Raw genomic sequence first — 20,480 nt, forward strand, 5'->3', positions numbered from 1 at the left:
GTCGAACCGGCCATCACCGGTGAGCCTCCGGAAGAACGCGGCAGCACCACCGCCGTCAGTAGACCCGGGCGGACCGGACCGCACCCCATCCGGCGAACGAGCGGTCGGTCGCAGCGCGAGCAGCGGCCGGCAAGCGAGGTGGTACCGCGGAGCACGCTCCGTCCTCGTGGCAGAGAACCCCGACCACAGGAGCCATGCGGTGCGCTACCCCTTGAACTCGAACGCCGACGGCGTCACGCCCTCGCCGAGCTTCCCCGCCGTCGAGCAGGGGATCCTCGCCTTCTGGAAGGGCGACGACACCTTCCAGGCGTCGATCGACCAGCGCGAGGGCTGCACCGAGTGGACGTTCTACGACGGCCCGCCGTTCGCCAACGGCCTGCCGCACTACGGTCACCTGCTGACCGGCTACGCGAAGGACGTCTTCCCGCGCTACCAGACCATGCGCGGCAAGCAGGTGCACCGCCGGTTCGGCTGGGACACCCACGGCCTGCCCGCCGAGCTCGAGGCGATGCGGCAGCTCGGGATCACCGAGAAGCACGAGATCGACGACATGGGCGTCGACGTCTTCAACGCGGCCGCCAGGAAGTCCGTGCTGCAGTACACCGACGAGTGGCAGGCGTACGTCACCCGCCAGGCGCGCTGGGTCGACTTCGAGGACGACTACAAGACCCTCGACGTCACCTTCATGGAGAGCGTCCTGTGGGCGTGGAAGCAGCTCTGGGACAAGGGCCTGGCGTACGAGGGCTTCCGCGTCCTGCCGTACTGCTGGAACGACCAGACGCCGCTCTCGAACCACGAGCTGCGCATGGACGACGACGTCTACAAGATGCGCCAGGACCAGTCGGTCACGGTGTCGTTCCCGCTGCAGGGCGCCCGCGCCGCTGCACTCGACCTGACCGGGGTCCGCGCACTCGCCTGGACGACGACCCCCTGGACCCTGCCGACGAACGCGGCGCTCGCGGTCGGTCCGGAGATCGCGTACGCGGTCGTGCCGGCCGGGCCGGGAGGCGCGGCTGACGGTGGCGACGCCGGCTCGGCTCGGTACCTCCTGGCTTCGGACACCGTGGCCGCCCACGCGAAGGAGCTCGGCTACGAGAGCGCGGACGACGCGCTCGCCGCCGTGCTCCGCACGGTCGTCGGCGCCGAGCTCGACGGCGTCGAGTACGAGCGCCTGTTCGACTTCCTCGCGGAGGCCGAGGGCTACGAGCACGCGTGGCGCATCCTCGTCGCCGAGTACGTCGAGACGGGTGAGGGCACCGGCATCGTGCACCAGGCCCCGGCGTACGGCGCCGACGACCAGGAGGTCTGCGCGGCCGCCGGCATCCCCGTGGTGCTGTCCCTCGACGAGGGCGGACTCTTCACGACGCAGTTCGGCGACGTCGCCGGCATGCTCTGGTCGGACGCCAACAAGCCGCTGACGAAGGCCGTGCGCGAGGCGGGCCGACTGCTCCGCCAGGCCTCGTACGAGCACAGCTACCCGCACTGCTGGCGCTGCCGCAAGCCGCTCATCTACAAGGCGGTCTCGTCGTGGTTCGTCCGCGTCACCGAGTTCCGCGACCGCATGGGCGAGCTCAACCAGGACATCAACTGGGTGCCGGACAACGTCAAGGACGGTCAGTTCGGCAAGTGGGTCGGCAACGCGATCGACTGGTCGGTGTCCCGCAACCGGTACTTCGGCACGCCGATCCCGGTCTGGGTGTCGGACGACCCGGCGTACCCGCGCCAGGACGTCTACGGCTCGCTCGAGGAGCTCGAGCGCGACTTCGGTCGCCTGCCGCTGAACGCCGACGGCGAGGTCGACCTGCACCGTCCGTTCATCGACGAGCTGACCCGGCCGAACCCCGACGACCCGACGGGGCAGTCGACCATGCGACGCATCTCCGACGTGTTCGACGTGTGGTTCGACTCCGGCTCGATGCCGTACGCGCAGGTGCACTACCCGTTCGAGAACCGCGAGTGGTTCGAGGAGCACAGCCCCGCGGACTTCATCGTCGAGTACATCGGGCAGACCCGCGGCTGGTTCTACGTCATGCACGCGCTGTCGACCGCGCTGTTCGACCGCCCGGCCTTCCGGAACGTGATCAGCCACGGCATCGTGCTCGGCTCGGACGGCCAGAAGATGTCGAAGTCGCTCCGGAACTACCCGGACGTCTCCGAGGTGTTCGACCGCGACGGCGCCGACGCGATGCGCTGGTTCCTCATGTCGTCGTCGGTCATCCGCGGCGGCAACCTCGTCGTGACCGAGGAGGGCATCCGCCAGGGTGTCCGCGAGTTCCTGCTGCCGCTCTGGTCGACGTACTACTTCTTCACCCTCTACGCGAACGCCTCCGGCGACACCGGCTACCAGGCCTCGCGCAGCACGGCGAGCACCGACGTGCTCGACCGGTACCTGCTCGCGAAGACCCGGGTGCTCGTCGCGGACGTGACCACGCACCTCGACGCGCTCGACACCCCGCTCGCGGCCCAGGCCGTCCGGGACTTCGCCGACGTGCTGACCAACTGGTACGTCCGTCGGTCGCGCGACAAGTTCTGGCTCGGTGCGGAGTCCTCACCCGAGGCCCGCGCGGCGTTCGACACGCTGTACACCGTGCTCGAGACGCTCACCCGCGTCGCCGCCCCGCTCGCGCCGCTCGTCACGGAGGAGGTCTGGAAGGGCCTGACCGGCGGGCGCAGCGTGCACCTCGAGGACTTCCCGTCCGCCGACGAGTTCCCGGCCGACGACGCCCTGGTCGCCGCGATGGACCGCGTGCGCGACGTCGCGTCGAAGGGGCTCGCGCTCCGCAAGGCGACCGGCCGCCGTGTCCGTCTGCCCCTCGCGACCCTGACGCTGGTCGTGCCGGACCCGGCAGCGATCGAACCGTTCGCAGACATCCTGCGTGACGAGCTCAACGTGAAGCGCGTCGTGCTCGAGCAGCAGGAGGAGTCCTCGCTCGGCCGCTACGGCATCGAGCGGAAGCTCACCGTCAACGCCCGCGCCGCCGGCCCCCGGATCGGCAAGCAGGTGCAGCAGGTGATCCCGGCCGCCAAGAAGGGTGACTGGGTCGCGACCGAGTCCGGCGTGACGGTCGGCGGCGTCGACCTCGTCGAGGGCGAGTACACGCTCGACCTCACCGTCGCGGACGACTCCGTCGCGGTGGCGTTCCTCGACGGCGGCGGCTTCGCGGTGCTCGACACCGTGACGACCCCCGAGCTCGAGGCCGAGGGGCTCGCCCGTGACGTCGTCCGCGCCGTGCAGCAGGCCCGCCGCGACGCCGACCTCGACGTCAGCGACCGCATCGTCCTGACGCTCCGGGTCTCCGAGGACGCCGAGGACGCGATCCGCACGCACGAGCAGCTCATCGCGGGGGAGACCCTCGCGACGAGCGTCGAGGTGACCACGACGACGTTCGCTCCCGGCGAGGGCTCGGACGTCGGCGACGGTGCGAAGGTGTCCGTGGAGGTGGCACGCGCATGAGCGACAGCGAGCAGTACGACGACGACCACGACGGCATCGAGGACCTCGGTCCGCTCGACGACACGGCCGGGGTCCGCATCCCGGTCGGACCGTCCGGCGACCAGACCCCGACGGACGCGCTGCCGTACGGCGGCGACGACGACGAGGTGCAGCGCGTCGAAGCCGCCCTGTACGCCCGGATCGGCGAGCAGGCACCCGAACGTCGGCTGACCGCCACCCGACGGGCCGTCGAGCTCCTCGGCGACCCGCACCTGGCGTACCCGGTCATCCACGTCACCGGCACGAACGGCAAGACGTCGACCGCGCGCATGGCGGAGAGCATCGTCCGCGCCCACGGGCTGCGCACCGGCCTCATGACGAGTCCGCACCTGGTGTCGATCCGGGAGCGCATCGTCATCGACGGTGAGCCGATCGCGGCCGACCGGTTCGTGGAGAACTGGGACGACATCACCCCGATCCTGGCGATGACGGACCAGGAGCTCACCGACAAGGGCGAGCAGCCGCTGACCTTCTTCGAGGCGCTGACCGTCCTGGCCCTGGCGTGCTTCGCCGAGGCACCGGTCGACGTCGCCGTCATCGAGGTCGGCATGGGCGGCGAGTGGGACTCCACCAACGTGGTGCAGAGCCAGGTGCAGGTGATCACCCCCGTGGCGATCGACCACGCCAAGCAGCTCGGGTCGACCGTCGCCGAGATCGCCCGCACGAAGTCGGGGATCATCAAGCCGTCGTCGTCGGTCGTCTCCAGTGCGCAGACGCCCGAGGCCCTCGCGGAGCTCGAGCGGGCCGCGGAGCTCACCGAGTCGACGCTCGCCGTCGAGGGCACCGGGTTCTCCGTCGTGTCCGACACCCCGGCCGTCGGCGGGCAGCTCGTCACCGTGCAGGGCATCGCCGGGCGCTACGACGACCTGTTCGTCCCGCTCTTCGGCCAGCACCAGGCGCACAACGCCGCCGTCGCCATCGCCGCGGTCGAGTCGTTCCTCGGGCGGGGCTCGCAGGCCCTCGACGAGGACGTCCTGTCCGAGGGCCTCGCGAACGCGACCAGCCCCGGCCGGCTGCAGCCGATCGCGCAGGAGCCCACGGTCGTGGTCGACGCCGCGCACAACCCGCACGGGGCGCGCGCCCTGGCCGAGGCGCTGCCGGTCGCGTTCCCGTCCGAGCACGTCGTCGGCGTCGTCGGGATCCTCGGCGACAAGGACGCCCGCGGCTTCGTCCGGGCGCTCAAGGACACGGTCCAGACCTTCGTCGTCACGCAGCCGCCGGGGGACCGTGCACTCGACGCGGACGCGTTCGCCCGCATCGTCGTGGCCGAGGTGGGCGAGGACCGCGTGGTCGTCGAACCCGCGCTCGAGCAGGCACTGCAGGAAGCGCGCGACCTGGCGGAGGAGGCGGACGCCGAGGACGCCCTCGTGCTCGTCGCCGGCTCCATCGTCATGGTGGGGAAGGTCATGGACCTGGTCCACGCGGAGAGCGGGACGAAGTGACGGACGCACCACGGGCCTCCCGGCCGGGTCGACAGCCGCGCGTGCGGAAGCCGCGCCCGCAGCGCGGTGCCCGCGAGAGCCTCCTCGCGATCACCCTCGGACTCGAGGCCGTGATGTTCTTCTTCCCGATGCTCGTCGTCTACGGGAAGGGCACGCTGCCGCCGCTCGCGGCGTTCGGTGGCGGCATCCTGGCGATCATCGTCCTCGCAGCTGCCTCACGCCTGACGGGCAAGCGCGCCGGTGTATGGTTCGGGTGGCTGCTGCAGGCGGCCATCCTCGCCACCGGCTTCATCGAGCCGTTCATGTTCGCGGTCGGCGCGGTGTTCCTGGCGCTGTGGGTGTTCTGCTTCGTCAAGGGCGGTCAGCTCGACCGGCAGAACGCCGCGTTCCGGGCCGCTCAGGCCGAGGACTGACCACCACCGAACCACAGGAGAACTGCGTGTCCGATCTCGAAGAGACCCTCGTCCTCGTCAAGCCCGACGGCGTCGCCCGCCAGCTCACCGGAGAGGTCCTCCGTCGCATCGAGACCAAGGGCTACGAGATCGTCGACCTCAAGATGGTCACGGCGTCGCGTGAGCTCCTCGACCAGCACTACGAGGAGCACCAGGGCAAGCCGTTCTTCGAGCCGCTCGTCGAGTTCATGCAGTCCGGCCCGGTCGTCGCCGTGCGCGTCGCCGGCAACGGTGTGATCGCGGGCTTCCGCTCGCTCGCCGGCACCACGGACCCGACCTCGGCCGCCCCGGGGACCATCCGTGGCGACCTCGGTCGCGACTGGGGCCTCAAGGTGCAGCAGAACCTCGTGCACGGCTCGGACTCCCCGGAGTCGGCCGCCCGCGAGCTCGCCCTCTGGTTCGCCTGATCGACCGAAGCGGAGCACAGACGCGATGACGAACAACGACCGTCCCACGAAGAACGAGCGTCGCCAGCACGCCCGTGAGGTCGCCCGCCAGCGGGCCGACGCCGAGAAGCGCCGCAAGCGCCGCAACAAGTGGTTCCTGCAGGGCGGCATCGGCCTGGGCATCGTGGCCGTCGCGGCGATCATCGCGATCGTCGTGGTGAACGTGAACAGCGGGGGCACCACCTCCGCCGCCGGCCCGAAGAACATGGTCACCGGTGGCATCCAGTTCACCGGCGGCGACGGCAAGATCACCCCCGTCACGACCGGAGCGGTCTCGGCGGACGGCACCCCGTCCCCGGTCGCCACGGCCGACAGCGACGGCAAGGTCAAGGTCGTCGAGTACGTCGACTGGGCCTGCCCGGTCTGCAAGCAGTTCGAGGGCGCCTACGCCGACCAGATCACCGACTTCGTGAAGAACGGTCAGGCGACGCTCGAGATCCACCCGGTGTCGATCCTCGACCGCAGCTACCTCGGCTCGCGCTACGCCAGCCGTGCCGCGAACGCCGCGATGTGCGTCGCGAACTACGCGCCGGACAAGTTCCTCGACGTGCAGACGCAGTTCTTCGAGAAGCAGCCGGAGGAGGGCACGAAGGGCCTGACCAACGCCGAGATCGCCGACCTGGTGAAGGCCGGCGGGGCCACCGGCTCCGACGTGTCCGAGTGCCTGTCGAACGAGACGTACAAGGGCTGGGTCACGAAGATCACGAACCAGGTCACCTCGGACCCGGCGGTCGCCGGTCCCCAGGGCTTCGGCACGCCGACGATCCTGGTGAACGGGCAGCGTGTGAGCACCCTCACCGACGTCGTCCCGACCATCGAGGCCGCCGCGAAGTAGTCGGCCCCGCCGCACTCGGCCCCGCGCTCCCGATCCGGGAGCGCGGGGCCGATCGCTGTCCCCGGACTGCCTGGGGCGCGGGCGCGCGACGCAGAGCCTGGGGCGCGGGGAGGCGCCTGGGGTGCGGGGAGGTGCGGTGCGGCGCGGGGGCGCGCGGCGGCGTGCGCACCTGGTCGATCCGGGCGTACCGAGCGAAACCGGGCGTACCTGGCGCTTCGGTTGCACCAGGGATGCCCGAAAGCGCCGTGCATCGCAGGTGTCATGGGAAGGATCGGGCGTCCGGGCCTGGCCGGGTCGGCGGATCACGGGCCGAGGCAGCACGCTCGCCGGTGCGGGACGATCCGCTCGCACACCGGAGGAGCGAGGAGCACGTGTCGTCCGGACGCTGCGCGAGCGATCAGGACCGATCCGACGGCCCTCCCGAGTGGGCAGGACACGCCGCTGGCGATCCGGGCGAGGGCACGATCCGTCGCCGGAGAACGTCGAGCGTGACGGATCTGGCCCGCTCGAGGGACCGGGACGGGGGGCATCGCAACGGTCCGGTGGCGTCAGGACGACCGGGACGTGCACCGAGCAGCGGCCCGGCAGCGTCAGGCGGACCGGGACGCCGTCACGAGCGCGGCGTCAGAACGGGAGCGTCGAGAGCACGCGGGGGAACACGATGAGGATGCTGACCACGATCACGGCGTAGTTCGCCAGCACGAACGCCCACGAGTAGGGCAGCAGCGAGCGCCCGACCCGCTGGAGCCCGGCGCCGAAGCGTCCCTGCGCCGCGTTCCAGGTCGTGAAGATCCAGAACATCGGGATCGTCACGGTCCACACGAGCAGGCACCAGGGGCACAGGTAGCCGATGACCCAGACGGTCTGCGTGAAGAGCCAGGTGACGAACACCCACGCCAGGAACACCCCGGCGTTGAACAGCACCCAGAACCAGCGGTGACCGTTCCGCATGCCGGCGAGCAGCATCACCCCGACGGCGATCGGGGCGACGAAGCCCATCACGCCGAGGAGCGGGTTCGGGAACCCGAACAGGGAGCCCTGCCAGCTCGTCATCACCTGCGAGCAGTTCACGAACGGACTCACGTCGCAGCTGAGCGCCTTCGAGGGGTTCTCGTACTTCGCGAACTCGTCCAGCACCAGGTTGAACGCGGCGAAGAGGCCGACTGCTCCGGTGACGATGAGGAAGACCGCCATCGCGACCGGGCGGCGGGGCGTGGTTGCGCTCGTGCTCACGGCGTCATCATCGCATGTCCGTTCCGGACCTTTCCTGGCACCTCGTGCGACAATGACAGCAGTCGCGCGGCCGATCCGTGCGGCGAGAGAGCTTTCCGGGCGCAGCCCGGACGATCAGGCGCGGTGAGAGCGCGCCGTGACCGGGACTCGCGTCACATCCGATGCCGAGCCGGTCGGGCCGGGTGTCCGACACGGAACGACACCGGACCGCACGCCGGGACGACGAACACCGGTCACGAGAACGAACACGGGGGCGTGGACGCCACCCGTGACAACCACAGAATTCCCGCCGTCCGTCAGGACGCGAGTGGGGCCGAGGAGTGCACCAGATCCATGGTGGAGCAGAACACCGACAACCCGAACAACGAAGAAGTCGCACCGAAGCGCCGTGGCCGCCTGTTCGGCAGCCGTCGCGCCCGGTCCACCGGCCAGGAGGCCCGTGGTGACGTCGACACCGACACCAGCGACATCGAGACGGTCGCCGTGACCGACGACGCGCCGACCGACGAGACCGCTGCGGTCGACGGACCGGTCGCCCCGGACAGCGCGTCGACGGATGCCGAAGCGACGGACACCGAAGCGACGGGCAGCGAGCCGACGACCCCCGAGCCGACGAACCCTGCGTCGACGACCCCTGCGTCGACGGACACGGCGACGGCGGACGACGCCGTCGAGGTCGCGGTCGAGCACGTCACGGCCGCCGCGGCGGAGCCCCAGGACGTCTCGACGGTCACGGGCAGCCAGCCCGTCGTCGAGGCGTCGTCGGACGGCGGTGCAGCCGGCACCGAGCGCAGCACGGTCGCGGACGCACCCGCTGCGACCACAGCGGCCGACCCGGACGGGGCGACCACGGCGGACGACGCGTCCACCGCGGTGGCGACCGACGCGGTCGAGGTGGGCGGTGCCTCCCGGCCGGAGCCCGCATCCGCCCCGGAGGCGGACGAGCCCTTCGTGCCGAAGGCGACCAGCACCCTCAGCCTGATCTTCCACGCGCCGGTCCTGCCGGACCTGCCGGCCCTGCCGGCGCGCGCTGCGCGTGACGAGGACGACGACGAGGACGACGAGCAGGGCGGCAGCCGCCGTCGCTCGCGTCGTCGCGGGAGCAGTGCCGACCGCCAGGAGCGCGGCGTCCGTGAGCCGCGCGACCACCAGGAGCCGCGCCGCCGCGAGCCGGAGCTCATCACCGAGCCGCAGCGCATCAAGGGGTCCACCCGACTCGAGGCGAAGAAGCAGCGTCGCCGCGACGGCCGTGACGCCGGTCGTCGTCGCACGGTCATCACCGAGGACGAGTTCCTCGCGCGCCGCGAGAGCGTCGACCGCCAGATGATCGTCCGGTCGAGCTCGTCGAAGATCGAGATCGGCGTGCTCGAGGACAACGTCCTCGCGGAGCACTACGTCACCAAGTCGCACAACGTCTCGCTCATCGGGAACGTCTACCTCGGCAAGGTGCAGAACGTGCTGCCCTCGATGGAGGCGGCCTTCGTCGACATCGGCCGCGGTCGGAACGCCGTGCTCTACGCGGGCGAGGTCGACTGGAACTCGGTCGACACCGGCAACCACGGCCGACGCATCGAGGCCGCGCTCAAGCCCGGGGACAAGGTCCTCGTGCAGGTCACCAAGGACCCGGTCGGGCACAAGGGTGCCCGTCTGACCTCGCAGGTCTCGCTGCCTGGTCGCTACCTGGTCTACGTGCCGAACGGCTCCATGAACGGCATCTCGCGCAAGCTGCCGGACACCGAGCGTGCGCGCCTGAAGAAGATCCTCAAGGAGGTCCTGCCGGAGCACGCGGGCGTCATCGTCCGCACCGCTGCCGAGGGTGCGACCGAGGAACAGCTCACGCGCGACGTGCAGCGCCTGACCAGCCAGTGGGACGCGATCCAGAAGAAGGTGCAGAACGGGCACGCCCCGGTCCTGCTGCACTCGGAGCCGGACCTGCTCGTCAAGATCGTGCGTGACGTCTTCAACGAGGACTTCACGAAGCTGATCATCGACGGCGAGGCCGCGCGCGGCACCATCGAGGAGTACCTCGACGCCGTGGCGCCCGATCTTAAGGACCGCGTCGAGATCTACGACGGCCCGGACTCGTTCGAGGAGTACCGCCTCAACGAGCAGATCGAGAAGGCCCTGGACCGCAAGGTCTGGCTGCCCTCGGGTGGCTCGCTCGTGATCGACCGCACCGAGGCCATGACGGTCGTCGACGTCAACACCGGCAAGTTCGTCGGCTCCGGCGGCAACCTCGAGGAGACCGTCACCAAGAACAACCTCGAGGCGGCCGAGGAGATCGTCCGACAGCTCCGCCTGCGCGACATCGGCGGCATCATCGTCATCGACTTCATCGACATGGTGCTCGAGTCGAACCGCGACCTGGTGCTGCGTCGTCTCGTCGAGTGCCTGAGCCGCGACCGCACGAAGCACCAGGTGGCCGAGGTCACCTCGCTCGGCCTCGTGCAGATGACCCGCAAGAAGATCGGTGTCGGGCTGCGTGAGTCGCTCGACGAGGTCAACGCCAAGGTCAACGACAACAACGCGGACCCCGGGCCCTCGAAGGGGCGCCGCAAGGGCCGCGGCAACGGCGGCTCGACCGGTGGCAACGGCAACGGCAACGGCCAGGGAGGCAACGGGCACGCTGGCAACGGCGGCTCGGGCAACGGGGGCTCCGGCAACGGGTCGACCGGCCAGTCGTCGCAGGCGCACCAGATCACCGAGGACGTCAAGAACGCGCTGTCCCGCATCGCGGCCTCGACCCTGCCCCACGACGAGGCGTCGTCCGGCGAACCGGTGACCGGCGTGGCGTCGCCGCGCGGCGGTGCGGCGACCCCGGACCCCGAGGCCGCGGTCTCCGCCTCGGCCGATGCACCAGCGTCCGGTCCGTCGCCGGTGTCCGCGCCGGAGCGTGGCGCGGAGGACGCCGGGGGTGCGGGCAACCGTGACGGCGAGCAGTCGTCCGGGTCGAAGCGCCGCCGCCGTCGTGGCGGTCGTGGTGCCGGCAGTGCTGCACCCGAGCAGCGCGGTACCGACGAGCAGGATGCCGAACAGCACGGCGGCGAGCAGCGCGGGTCCGCCGTGCGCGACACCGACGAGGCCGTCCAGCACCGTTCCGGCCGCGCGGGCTCCGCTGGCGCACAGGAGACCCCTTCGCAGGGGTCCGCTCCCGAGCCGTCCGCGCAGGAGGCTGCTCCGGCGAAGACCGCGCCGACTCGTCGCCGCGTGAGCTCGAGCGCTCCCGTCACCCCGACCGAGAACACCGTCGCGATCCTCGACATCCCGGTGGCCGTGACCAAGCGTGAGCCGCGTCCGGTCCGGGACGACGCGGAGTCGCTCCTCGACTCCGTGCTGCAGGCCCTCCCGGAGCCGAAGCAGCCGGGGCAGGGCCGATCGCGGTCGCGCCGTGTGTCGTCGCCGAGCATCAGCGCACCGGCGTCCTCGGACGACGACGGGCAGGACGACGGCGCCGTGATCGTGGGGAACTGACGTGACCCACGCGGGCGACCCGAACGGTCGGCAGCAGGACCGCGGGTACTACGGTGCGGGCTGGTCGCAGCCCGCACCGCCCGCGGGCGGCCAGCCCGGTGGCCCGGCGTGGCCCGGCCAGCAGCACGTCGGCCAGCAACCCGGCGGCCAGCAGCAGCCGCCGTACGGCCGCCCGCAGGACGGTCAGCAGCCGTACGGTCAGCAGCCGTACGGCCAGCCGCAGGACGGCCAACAGCCGTACGGCCAGCAGGGCCGGGTGCGGTCACGGCCGCCCCGGACCGCGGATCCGCGCCGGGCGTTCGCACCCGGAGCGTCGGTCGCCAACGTCACGGGGGCCCTCATCGCCGTCGTGTCCGTCGTGCTCGTCGAGGTGGTGTCCGGCGTCCTCGGGCTGCTCGGGGCGTCCCTCGTCGTGCACCCCTTCTCGAAGTACGGCACCGGGGCGAGCCTGCTCGGCAGCTTCGTGTCGGGCGTGTTCGCCTCGCCGTTCCCGTTCTACGTGGGAGCGTTCACGGCCCTCGCGTTCCTCACGCCGATCGCGCGGCGGAGTCCGCTGCCGACGGTGCTCCTCCGTGCCGTGCTCGCCGGTGCCGCGGGGACGGTCGCCCTGGCGCTCGTCGGGGTCTTCACCGGGTCCTACGCCGCGGTCCGGACGGGGTCGGGTGCCCGGCTCGTCATCGACGTCCTCACCGGGCCCCTGCAGAACGGCATCCCCTTCACCCTCATGCTCCTCGCGACGTCGACCGTGGCGTGGCTCTGGCTGGGGCGTCCACGGGGAGGACGCCCGGGGCAGGGGCCGACGGGCGGACGACCGGGGACGGTCCGTCCTGCGGACGCCGTGCCCGCGCCGACCGTGCAGCCCTACGGTGCGCAGCAGCAGCAGCAGCAGCAGCAGTACGGTCAGCCGTCCGGGTCCCAGCAGGCCGCCGGCCAGCCGCCCGTGCAGCGGCCCGACGACCGGTGGACGCCGCCGACGCGCTGACACCGACACGCTCGGTCGCCGGGCACCGCCGGTGCGCTGACACAGCCACCGGCGGGAGCCCGGCTCCGGGCGTCCGTCGTCGGCTCGCTCGACCCCGCCGGGCCACCCCGTGCACCGCCGGACCGCCGGACGCCGAACCGTGCCGACCGCACGGCGCGAGCTGCTGCTGACCACCGGGAAGCACCTCGCGCCACGCCGTCACGTGGTTCGACGTGCTCGACGTCGTGCGGACGCCGACAGCGCCGCCACACTGCCGCTCGCCGGCCGGTGGCCGCCACCCTGCCGCCCGCCGGCCGGGGGCTGCCGGCGACCGGCGGCTGCCGGCGTCCGGCGTCCGGCGCCCGGCCTCCCGCTGCTGCCGTCCGCTGTGGCAGGCGGCTGCCGACCGCACGCTGCGGCGGGTCGCATCGATCGTCGTGCCAGGGTCGACGGGACCGCGGCGACCCCGCGTGCTCCGGGTGGTCCACCGGGCGCGACGCGGCGTCGCTGCGGCGGGGCGCGCCTCCCGGCCGTCGCGCCGCGGACCCGTGCGACGCGCCACGGGAGGGGCGTGTCGCCGACCGTCCGCGCGGCCTGCGCGGACGGTCAGTGCGCGTGCCGGTGCCGACCGCGCTTGTCGCGCTGCGCCACCCGCAGGCCGCTCGCGATGAGCCGGAGCACCAGCTCGCGCCCGGTCACCGCCGTCGCGCCCGCAGCCACGAGTTCGTCGTAGCGGGAACGCGGTACGTCGTAGTGGTCGTGGTCGAACGCGCGGCGGGGGATCCCGGCCCGTTCGGCGAAGGCGTGGAGTTCGTCGTAGGATGCATCACTGACGAGGTGCGACCAGACGGTGTCGTGGGCGGGCCACGTCGGCGGGTCGATCAGCACGGTCACGCGAGTCATCGTACGTGTGTCGCCGTTTGACCGGACCCGGGGGGATCGAGTATTCTCGATCCCTGGTGTCAGCGGGCCGTTCTGCCTGCGTCGCCGATCGGGCCCGGCCTCCGGGAGCCGCTCGTGCAGAAGTGGGCACCCGAGACTTCCCTCAAGCAGAGTACGTAAGGAATTCCACGTGGTTTACGCAGTAGTGCGCGCCGGCGGCCGTCAGGAGAAGGTCGAGGTCGGCACGATCCTCACGATCGACCGTGCCAAGGCCGACGACAAGGGCAACATCGACCTCGCCCCGGTGCTCCTCGTGGACGGTGACAAGATCACGTCGGCGGCTTCCGAGCTCGCGAACGTGACCGTCACCGCCCAGGTGCTCGAGGACCTCCGCGGCCCGAAGGTCGTCATCCAGAAGTTCAAGAACAAGACCGGGTACAAGAAGCGCCAGGGCTTCCGCGCTGAGCTCACCCGTGTCAAGATCACCTCGATCGCGTAAGGCGGGAGTAGAAGATGGCACACAAGAAGGGTGCGAGCTCCACTCGCAACGGTCGTGACTCGAATGCACAGCGCCTCGGCGTGAAGCGCTTCGGTGGCGAGGTCGTCAACGCCGGCGAGATCATCCTCCGCCAGCGCGGCACCCACTTCCACCCGGGCGCCAACGTCGGCCGCGGTGGCGACGACACGCTGTTCGCCCTCTCGGCCGGTTCGGTCGAGTTCGGCACCAAGGGCGGCCGCAAGGTCGTCAACATCGTCAACGCGTAACACCAGCGACGACAGACTCTGCGGGAGGGGCGGGCCACGTGCCCGCCCCTCCCGTTCTTTCGTGCACGACCTCGAGCGCCGCGGTACCGTCCGCGCGCTCGAGTCAGAACCAGGAGTGGACCCATGGCGACCTTCGTCGACCGCGTGACCCTGCACCTCACCGCGGGGAACGGCGGCAACGGCTGCGTGTCGGTCCGCCGTGAGAAGTTCAAGCCCCTCGCCGGCCCGGACGGCGGCAACGGCGGTGACGGCGGGGACATCGTCCTCGTCGCCGATCCGCAGGTGACGACCCTGCTCGGCTACCACCGCTCGCCGCACCGCTCGTCGAAGAACGGCCAGCCGGGCATGGGCGACATGCGCAGCGGTGTCAGCGGCGAGACCCTCGAGCTCCCCGTCCCGATCGGCACCGTGGTGCACGACGAGGACGGCGAGGTCCTCGCCGACATGACCGAGCCCGGCATGCGCGTCGTCGTGGCCCCCGGCGGTCAGGGCGGTCTCGGCAACGCCGCGCTCGCGACCACGAAGCGCAAGGCCCCCGGCTTCGCGCTGCTCGGCACCCCGGGGTGGACCGGCGACGTCAGCCTCGAGCTGAAGACGATCGCCGACGTCGCCCTGGTCGGGTTCCCGAGCGCCGGCAAGTCCTCGCTCATCGCCGCGATCTCCGCCGCGAAGCCGAAGATCGCCGACTACCCGTTCACGACCCTGACGCCGAACCTCGGCGTCGTCGAGTCGGGCGAGGTCCGCTTCACCGTCGCCGACGTCCCGGGCCTGATCGAGGGCGCGTCGGAGGGCAAGGGCCTCGGCCTCGAGTTCCTCCGGCACGTCGAGCGCTGCGAGGCGCTCCTGCACGTCATCGACTGCGCCACGCTCGACCCGGGCCGCGACCCGCTCTCCGACCTCGACGTCATCCTCGGCGAGCTGGAGCGCTACCCGGTGCCGGAGGGCCAGACCCCGCTCCTCGAGCGTCCGCAGCTCGTCGCGCTCAACAAGGTCGACGTGCCCGAGGCAGCCGAGCTCGCCGACTTCGTCACCGCCGAGCTCGAGGAGCGCGGCTACCGCGTGTTCCCGATCTCGACCGCGTCCCGCAAGGGTCTGCGCGAGCTGACGTTCGCCCTGGCCGAGGTCGTCGAGCAGGCGCGTGCCGATCGTCCCGCCGCGCCCGAGCAGGAGCGCATCGTCCTCCGCCCGAAGGCCGTCAACGAGAAGCCCTTCACCGTGCGCGCCGAGGGCGGCGAGGAGCACCGCTTCTACCGCGTCCGGGGCGACAAGCCGGAGCGCTGGGTCACCCAGACCGACTTCACGAACGAGGAGGCGATCGGCTACCTGGCCGACCGGCTCGCGAAGCTCGGCGTCGAGGACGGCCTGTTCAAGGCCGGAGCGGTCGCCGGGTCCACCGTCGTCATCGGCGGGGACGGCGGCATGGTGTTCGACTGGGAGCCCACGCTGACGTCGACCGCCGAGCTCATCACGAGCGCCCGCGGCACGGACGCCCGCGTCGGCGGATCGTCGCGCCCGACGCGCAACGAGCGCCGCGAGGAGTACTTCGAGCGCATGGACGCCAAGGCGGCTGCGCGCGCCGAGCTCGAGCAGGAGCGCGTGTCCGGCCTGTGGGCCGACGACGACCGGGACGACCAGGACTGACCGACGCATGACCGACGCGCGCGCACGCACCGACCTCGGGCCCGTCAGCCGGCGGCAGGACGTGCCGCGTGCGCGTCGGCTCGTCGTCAAGGTGGGGTCGTCGTCGGTCAGCGGTGACAACACCGGGCAGATCGCCGCGCTCGTGGACGCCCTGGCCGCGGCACATGCGCGTGGCACCGAGGTCGTGCTCGTGTCCTCCGGTGCCATCGCCACCGGGTTCCCGTTCCTCGGGCTCGAGGGACGCCCCGAGGACCTGGCGACCCAGCAGGCAGCGGCCGCGACCGGGCAGAACGTGCTCATGTTCCGGTACCAGAAGGAGCTCGACCGGCACGGCATCGTCGCGGCACAGGTGCTCCTCACCGCGGGGGACATGCAGAACCCGACGCACCGGGTGAACGCGCAGCGGGCGGTCGACCGGTTGCTCGCGCTGCGGGTGCTCCCCATCGTCAACGAGAACGACACGGTCGCCACCCACGAGATCCGCTTCGGGGACAACGACCGGCTCGCGGCCCTCGTCGCGCGGCTCCTCGGGGCCGACGCGCTCGTGCTGCTGTCCGACGTCGCGTCGCTCTACACCCGTCCGCCGGAGCACCCGGGGGCCGAGCCCATCGACGAGGTCCCGTTCGGCGACGAGCTCGCCGGCGTGACCTTCGGGTCGGTCGGGGCGGCCGGCGTCGGGACCGGCGGAGCGGGCACGAAGGTCGCCGCGGCCCGGCTCGCGGCCGAGGCGGGGACGTCGGTGCTCGTCACCGGGACCGCGCTCGTCGACCGGGCACTGGCCGGGGAGCACGTCGGCACCTGGTTCCACGCGGCGCCGCGGCGCTGACGGGACTCGGTCGGCCTGGAGGCACGGTGCCGGCCCGCGACGTCGGCCTGCGGTCGAGACGTCGGCGTTCGGTCGAGACGCCGCGGAGCGGGTGAGACGCCGCCGGAAGCGGGTCCGTCTCGGCGGCACCGGACCGTCCCGCGCCGACGGCGGCGTCCCACCGCGGCACGCTCCGCCCCGGCGGCAGGATCGCGAGCGGTGCCGGACACTCGCGGACGTGAGCCGAGTCCTGCACCGGAGTCGCGCCTCCCGGCCGTCTCCACAGGCATGACCCCACCAGCGTCACGAGCCCGGCGGCCGACCTAGTATCGGACCATGTCGCCGACCGTCACCGCCCCCACCCTCACCGACAAGCTGGTCGCGGCGCGTGCCGCCTCGACGGCGCTCGCGACGGCGACCACGGCGGTCAAGGACCAGGCACTGCGCGCCGTCGCGGTCGCCCTGCGTGCCGGGACGGACGCCATCGTCGCGGCGAACCACGGAGACCTCGTCGCGGGCGAGGACGGCGGGCTCTCCTCCGGTCTGCTCGACCGCCTGCGCCTCGACACCGCACGGATCGACGCCCTCGCCGGGGCGGTCGAGCACGTTGTGGGACTGCCGGACCCGGTCGGCGACCTCGTCCGCGGGTCCCGGTTGCCGAACGGACTCCAGCTCACCCAGGTCCGCGTGCCGTTCGGGGTCGTCGGGGCCATCTACGAGGCGCGCCCGAACGTGACCGTCGACATCGCCGCGCTCGCGCTGAAGAGCGGCAACGCCGTCGTCCTCCGTGGCGGATCCGCAGCGCAGCGCACCAACGCCGAGCTGGTCGAGCGCATCCGCGGGGCGGTGGCCTCGGTGGGGCTGCCGGCGGACCTCGTGCAGACGATCGACGAGTTCGGGCGCCAGGGGGCGACCGACCTGATGCGTGCTCGCGGGCTCGTGGACGTCCTGGTGCCGCGGGGGAGTGCCTCGCTCATCCAGACCGTCGTGACCGAGTCGCAGGTGCCCGTGATCGAGACCGGTGCGGGCGTGGTGCACGTCTACCTCGATGCGTCGGCACCGCTGGAGCGCTCGGTCGACATCGTGCTGAACAGCAAGGTCCAGCGGCCGAGTGTCTGCAACGCCCTCGAGACGCTGCTCGTGCACGAGGCGGCTGCCGAGCGGTTGCTGCCGGTGCTGGCCGACCGCCTCCGAGCCGCCGGCGTGACCCTGCGCGGCGACGATGCCACCCGGACCATCGTCCCCGGCGTGCTCCGCGCGACCGATGCGGACTGGGCGACGGAGTCGATGGACCTGGACCTGTCGATCCGGGTCGTACCCGACGTCGACGCGGCGATGGCGCACATCGCGCGGTGGTCGACGCACCACACGGAGTCGATCGTGACCGACGACGTCGACACGGCCGAGCGCTTCCTGGCCGAGGTCGACTCCGCGGTGGTGATGGCGAACGCGTCGACGCGCTTCACCGACGGCGGCGAGTTCGGTTTCGGCGCCGAGGTGGGCATCTCGACGCAGAAGCTGCACGCGCGCGGCCCGATGGGACTGCCCGAGCTCACCAGCACCAAGTGGATCGTGCGCGGGCACGGACAGATCCGCGGCTAGACTGGGCCGCGACTTCCCACCCGATCGAACGGAGCACCGGACCGATGACCTTCCTCGCAGAAGCTGCTGAGCACGCCTCCGGGGTGCCCGCGTTCGTCTTCCCGATGTGCGGCGCGCTGTTCTTCACGTTCCTCGGGTTCGTCACCTGGAGCTTCCGCGACGTCGCGTACCGTCACTCGCACAAGTTCGAGGCCACCCGCCACCACGAGACGGGTGTCGACGAGTTCGGTCACACCAAGCTCTGACACGCCGCTCGATGCTCGAGAGCACGGGGCGCCCACGCATCGGCGTGATGGGCGGCACGTTCGACCCGATCCACCACGGGCACCTCGTGGCGGCGTCCGAGGTCGCGCGCGCCTTCGACCTGGACGAGGTCGTCTTCGTCCCCACCGGTCAGCCGTACATGAAGTCGGACGTCACCGACGCCGAACACCGGTACCTGATGACGGTCATCGCGACGGCGTCGAACCCGATGTTCACGGTCAGCCGGGTCGACATCGACCGTCCGGGGCCCACCTACACGATCGACACGCTCCGCGACCTGCGTGACCAGCGACCGGATGCGCAGCTCGTCTTCATCTCGGGCGCGGACGCCGTTCAGCAGATCCTCGACTGGAAGGATCATGATGGCCTCTGGGACCTCGCACACTTCGTCGCGGTCACCCGTCCGGGCCACGATCTGAGCATCACCGGACTCCCCGAACGAGACGTGAGCTTGCTCGAAGTCCCTGCACTGGCGATATCCTCGACGGATTGCCGCGACCGGGTCAGGCGCGGCCACCCCGTGTGGTACTTGGTCCCGGACGGGGTCGTCCAGTACATCTCCAAGCACCACCTGTATCGGAGCGTTGCATGAGTTCGTCCGACGCGCAGCCGCCTCTCTCGCGGCGTGAGGCGCGCGAGCGGGAGCGTGCCGCCGCAGCCGGCGGGCAGCCGGTCACCCCGCCGCCGACCGTCGCAGCACCGTCCGACCAGCCCGAGGCCCGTCGTCGACCGGGCTCGCACGTCGCGCCGTCGCCGAGCGGCCCCGCGCAGTCGGCAGCCCGTCCCACCTCCGGCGACTCCGCTCCTGCCCCGCAGCCCGCCGGCGCGGTGTTCCCGCTCACCCCGGCTCCGGCCTCGGCGACGGAGATCGTGCCGGGGACCGGCGGCCTCACCCGTCGTCAGCTCCGCCTGATGCGCGAGGCCGAGGGGCAGGCGGTGCAGCCCGTGCCGCTGCGCGCGCCGACCCCGCAGTCCTCCGACCGCACCGTCCAGGACGTCATCGGGTCGGTCGGTCACCTCGACCAGGACACCGAGCGTCCGCGCCCGGCCTCGGCAGACCGCGGGTCGTCGACCCCGCCGCGTCCGGTCCCGGCGTCCGCGGATCGTCCGACCTCGGCGCAGGACCCGGTCCGGTCCGCCCAGGTCCCGCTCGCCCCGACCCCGGTCGTCGACGCCTCCGAGGCGACGGACCGGACCGGCGACGCCACGGACGCACCCGGTCAGGAGCCTGCTGCCGAGACCGAGATGCTCGACGCCGCTGCGGTGGCCCAGGCGACCGAGGCCGACGGCTCCCCGGACGCGATCGAGCCCCTGAGCGAGGCCGCGGCGCACGCCGAGGAACCCCGACGCCACCGCACGACCTGGGCGCCGCCGGAGACCGACGACGCCCCGACCACCGACGACGCCCGGGCCACCGACGACCGCCAGACCGACGACGACGCACGGCGCTCGGACGGTGCCGCGGACGACGATGCTGCCCGAGTGTCGCCGTCGTCGGCGCCGATGGCCTCGTCCTCGACGCCCGTCGTCTTCCCGCTGTCGCTCGACGACGACACGAACGAGGTCCCGATCCAGCGCCCGACGCCGGCGACGGACTCCCGTCCCGACGACGGTGCCGACGCCGTCGGTGACGCCCCCCGCGTCCCCGCCGCGTTCCGTCGGAGCCCCGAGCCGAAGCCGGTCACGACGGCCTTCGAACCGCCGGCCGGTCACTGGACCCAGCAGGCGCGGGACGCCGGTGACGCCGAGGTGCACGACGTGACGGGCACGCGCCGCGTCGCGGTGCAGGACACCAACTCGATCGTGCTGCCGAACTCGGCGCTGGCCGACCCGACCGGGGCCCTGAACGCCACGGGTGAGGTCATCCTGACCGGTTCGATCGACCTGCCCGCGTCGCTGTCCTCCACCGGGTCACACCGACCGATCGACGGGTCCGAGGTCGACCGTCTGCTCGAGCAGCACGACGAGCAGCCGGAGACGGACGCGAGCCCCGTCCGGGCGAGCCGTGCGGTGTCGAGCCACACGTCCACCCGTCAGGTCGTGCTCGCCGCCGCGAAGCCGAAGGAGTCCCGGACCCCGGTCATCCTCGGCGTCACCGTCGGCGCCGTCGGTCTGGCGGCCGCCGGGGTCATCATCGTCGCCCTGCTCACCACCCACCTCGGCGGCTGACCGCCCGCCGACCCCTCGT

At 71.9% G+C, this 20,480-nt stretch carries 17 protein-coding genes; 15 read left to right on the top strand and 2 right to left on the bottom strand.

Annotated elements, in window-relative coordinates:
* The first annotated feature begins 199 nt into the window (after positions 1-199).
* The 5 genes from ileS to M3666_RS06440 are packed head-to-tail and all read left to right on the top strand — an operon-like array spanning position 200 to position 6,668.
* Positions 200-3,454 (top strand): isoleucine--tRNA ligase, encoded by a 3,255-nt coding sequence (gene ileS, locus M3666_RS06420; protein ID WP_251154792.1) that lies wholly within the window; start codon positions 200-202, stop codon positions 3,452-3,454.
* Positions 3,451-4,935 carry a folylpolyglutamate synthase/dihydrofolate synthase family protein gene (locus M3666_RS06425; protein WP_251154793.1) on the top strand — a complete coding sequence of 495 codons (1,485 nt, stop codon included), beginning with the start codon at positions 3,451-3,453 and terminating at the stop codon, positions 4,933-4,935. The genes ileS and M3666_RS06425 overlap by 4 nt, the downstream gene beginning before the upstream one ends.
* Before the next feature lie 41 nt (positions 4,936-4,976).
* The gene (locus M3666_RS06430; RefSeq protein ID WP_066653151.1) at positions 4,977-5,348 is read left to right on the top strand and encodes a DUF4233 domain-containing protein; all 372 of its coding nucleotides are present in this window, start codon (positions 4,977-4,979) and stop codon (positions 5,346-5,348) included.
* A 26-nt stretch (positions 5,349-5,374) separates the two neighbouring features.
* Positions 5,375-5,794: a nucleoside-diphosphate kinase gene (ndk, locus tag M3666_RS06435; protein ID WP_058728426.1), complete on the top strand. Its 420-nt coding sequence runs from the start codon at positions 5,375-5,377 to the stop codon at positions 5,792-5,794.
* 25 nt (positions 5,795-5,819) lie between these two features.
* Entirely contained in the window at positions 5,820-6,668 is an 849-nt protein-coding gene (locus M3666_RS06440) for a thioredoxin domain-containing protein (protein ID WP_058728427.1), read from the top strand.
* Positions 6,669-7,292: 624 nt separating this feature from the next.
* Here the strand turns inward: M3666_RS06440 and M3666_RS06445 are convergent.
* Complete coding sequence (locus M3666_RS06445; protein ID WP_251154794.1) at positions 7,293-7,901, bottom strand: vitamin K epoxide reductase family protein; 609 nt, start codon at positions 7,899-7,901, stop codon at positions 7,293-7,295.
* A 333-nt stretch (positions 7,902-8,234) separates the two neighbouring features.
* Between M3666_RS06445 and M3666_RS06450 the strand changes: the two genes are divergently transcribed.
* Positions 8,235-11,372: an Rne/Rng family ribonuclease gene (locus tag M3666_RS06450; protein ID WP_251154795.1), complete on the top strand. Its 3,138-nt coding sequence runs from the start codon at positions 8,235-8,237 to the stop codon at positions 11,370-11,372.
* Between the two features lies 1 nt (position 11,373).
* The gene (locus tag M3666_RS06455) at positions 11,374-12,354 is read left to right on the top strand and encodes a hypothetical protein (protein ID WP_251154796.1); all 981 of its coding nucleotides are present in this window, start codon (positions 11,374-11,376) and stop codon (positions 12,352-12,354) included.
* A 585-nt stretch (positions 12,355-12,939) separates the two neighbouring features.
* Here M3666_RS06455 and M3666_RS06460 read toward each other — a convergent pair.
* Positions 12,940-13,227: a DUF4031 domain-containing protein gene (locus M3666_RS06460; protein ID WP_066653166.1), complete on the bottom strand. Its 288-nt coding sequence runs from the start codon at positions 13,225-13,227 to the stop codon at positions 12,940-12,942.
* Positions 13,228-13,405: 178 nt separating this feature from the next.
* On the opposite strand from M3666_RS06460, the gene rplU reads away from it, so the two are divergent.
* The 8 genes from rplU (at position 13,406) to M3666_RS06500 (ending at position 20,461) form a co-directional block, all read left to right on the top strand.
* Positions 13,406-13,714: a 50S ribosomal protein L21 gene (gene rplU / locus M3666_RS06465; RefSeq protein ID WP_066653169.1), complete on the top strand. Its 309-nt coding sequence runs from the start codon at positions 13,406-13,408 to the stop codon at positions 13,712-13,714.
* A gap of 14 nt (positions 13,715-13,728) precedes the next feature.
* On the top strand, positions 13,729-13,980 hold the full coding sequence (rpmA, locus tag M3666_RS06470) for a 50S ribosomal protein L27 (RefSeq protein WP_022905368.1): 252 nt from the start codon (positions 13,729-13,731) through the stop codon (positions 13,978-13,980).
* 123 nt (positions 13,981-14,103) lie between these two features.
* Positions 14,104-15,621 (top strand): GTPase ObgE, encoded by a 1,518-nt coding sequence (obgE, locus tag M3666_RS06475; RefSeq protein WP_066653172.1) that lies wholly within the window; start codon positions 14,104-14,106, stop codon positions 15,619-15,621.
* Between the two features lie 7 nt (positions 15,622-15,628).
* Entirely contained in the window at positions 15,629-16,447 is an 819-nt protein-coding gene (proB, locus tag M3666_RS06480; RefSeq protein WP_066653176.1) for a glutamate 5-kinase, read from the top strand.
* 315 nt (positions 16,448-16,762) lie between these two features.
* Positions 16,763-18,028: a glutamate-5-semialdehyde dehydrogenase gene (locus M3666_RS06485; protein WP_066653179.1), complete on the top strand. Its 1,266-nt coding sequence runs from the start codon at positions 16,763-16,765 to the stop codon at positions 18,026-18,028.
* Between the two features lie 44 nt (positions 18,029-18,072).
* Positions 18,073-18,273, top strand: a complete 201-nt coding sequence (locus tag M3666_RS06490; RefSeq protein ID WP_058728434.1) for a hypothetical protein — start codon at positions 18,073-18,075, stop codon at positions 18,271-18,273.
* Between the two features lie 11 nt (positions 18,274-18,284).
* On the top strand, positions 18,285-18,884 hold the full coding sequence (gene nadD / locus M3666_RS06495) for a nicotinate-nucleotide adenylyltransferase (protein ID WP_081984738.1): 600 nt from the start codon (positions 18,285-18,287) through the stop codon (positions 18,882-18,884).
* Positions 18,881-20,461, top strand: a complete 1,581-nt coding sequence (locus M3666_RS06500) for a hypothetical protein (RefSeq protein ID WP_251154797.1) — start codon at positions 18,881-18,883, stop codon at positions 20,459-20,461. The genes nadD and M3666_RS06500 overlap by 4 nt, the downstream gene beginning before the upstream one ends.
* Positions 20,462-20,480 lie beyond the last annotated feature (19 nt).

The organism is Curtobacterium sp. ODYSSEY 48 V2, from assembly GCF_023712625.1.
In the GTDB taxonomy this organism is placed as follows: domain Bacteria; phylum Actinomycetota; class Actinomycetes; order Actinomycetales; family Microbacteriaceae; genus Curtobacterium.

What these genes read in the sequence shown, in the direction of transcription:
- M3666_RS06425 (WP_251154793.1), top strand. Translation starts at nt 3,451, where the DNA reads ATGAGCGACAGCGAGCAGTACGACGACGACCACGACGGCATCGAGGAC.
- M3666_RS06440 (WP_058728427.1), top strand. Translation starts at nt 5,820, where the DNA reads ATGACGAACAACGACCGTCCCACGAAGAACGAGCGTCGCCAGCACGCC.
- M3666_RS06450 (WP_251154795.1), top strand. Translation starts at nt 8,235, where the DNA reads ATGGTGGAGCAGAACACCGACAACCCGAACAACGAAGAAGTCGCACCG.
- rpmA (WP_022905368.1), top strand. Translation starts at nt 13,729, where the DNA reads ATGGCACACAAGAAGGGTGCGAGCTCCACTCGCAACGGTCGTGACTCG.
- obgE (WP_066653172.1), top strand. Translation starts at nt 14,104, where the DNA reads ATGGCGACCTTCGTCGACCGCGTGACCCTGCACCTCACCGCGGGGAAC.
- proB (WP_066653176.1), top strand. Translation starts at nt 15,629, where the DNA reads ATGACCGACGCGCGCGCACGCACCGACCTCGGGCCCGTCAGCCGGCGG.
- M3666_RS06485 (WP_066653179.1), top strand. Translation starts at nt 16,763, where the DNA reads ATGTCGCCGACCGTCACCGCCCCCACCCTCACCGACAAGCTGGTCGCG.
- M3666_RS06490 (WP_058728434.1), top strand. Translation starts at nt 18,073, where the DNA reads ATGACCTTCCTCGCAGAAGCTGCTGAGCACGCCTCCGGGGTGCCCGCG.
- nadD (WP_081984738.1), top strand. Translation starts at nt 18,285, where the DNA reads ATGCTCGAGAGCACGGGGCGCCCACGCATCGGCGTGATGGGCGGCACG.
- M3666_RS06500 (WP_251154797.1), top strand. Translation starts at nt 18,881, where the DNA reads ATGAGTTCGTCCGACGCGCAGCCGCCTCTCTCGCGGCGTGAGGCGCGC.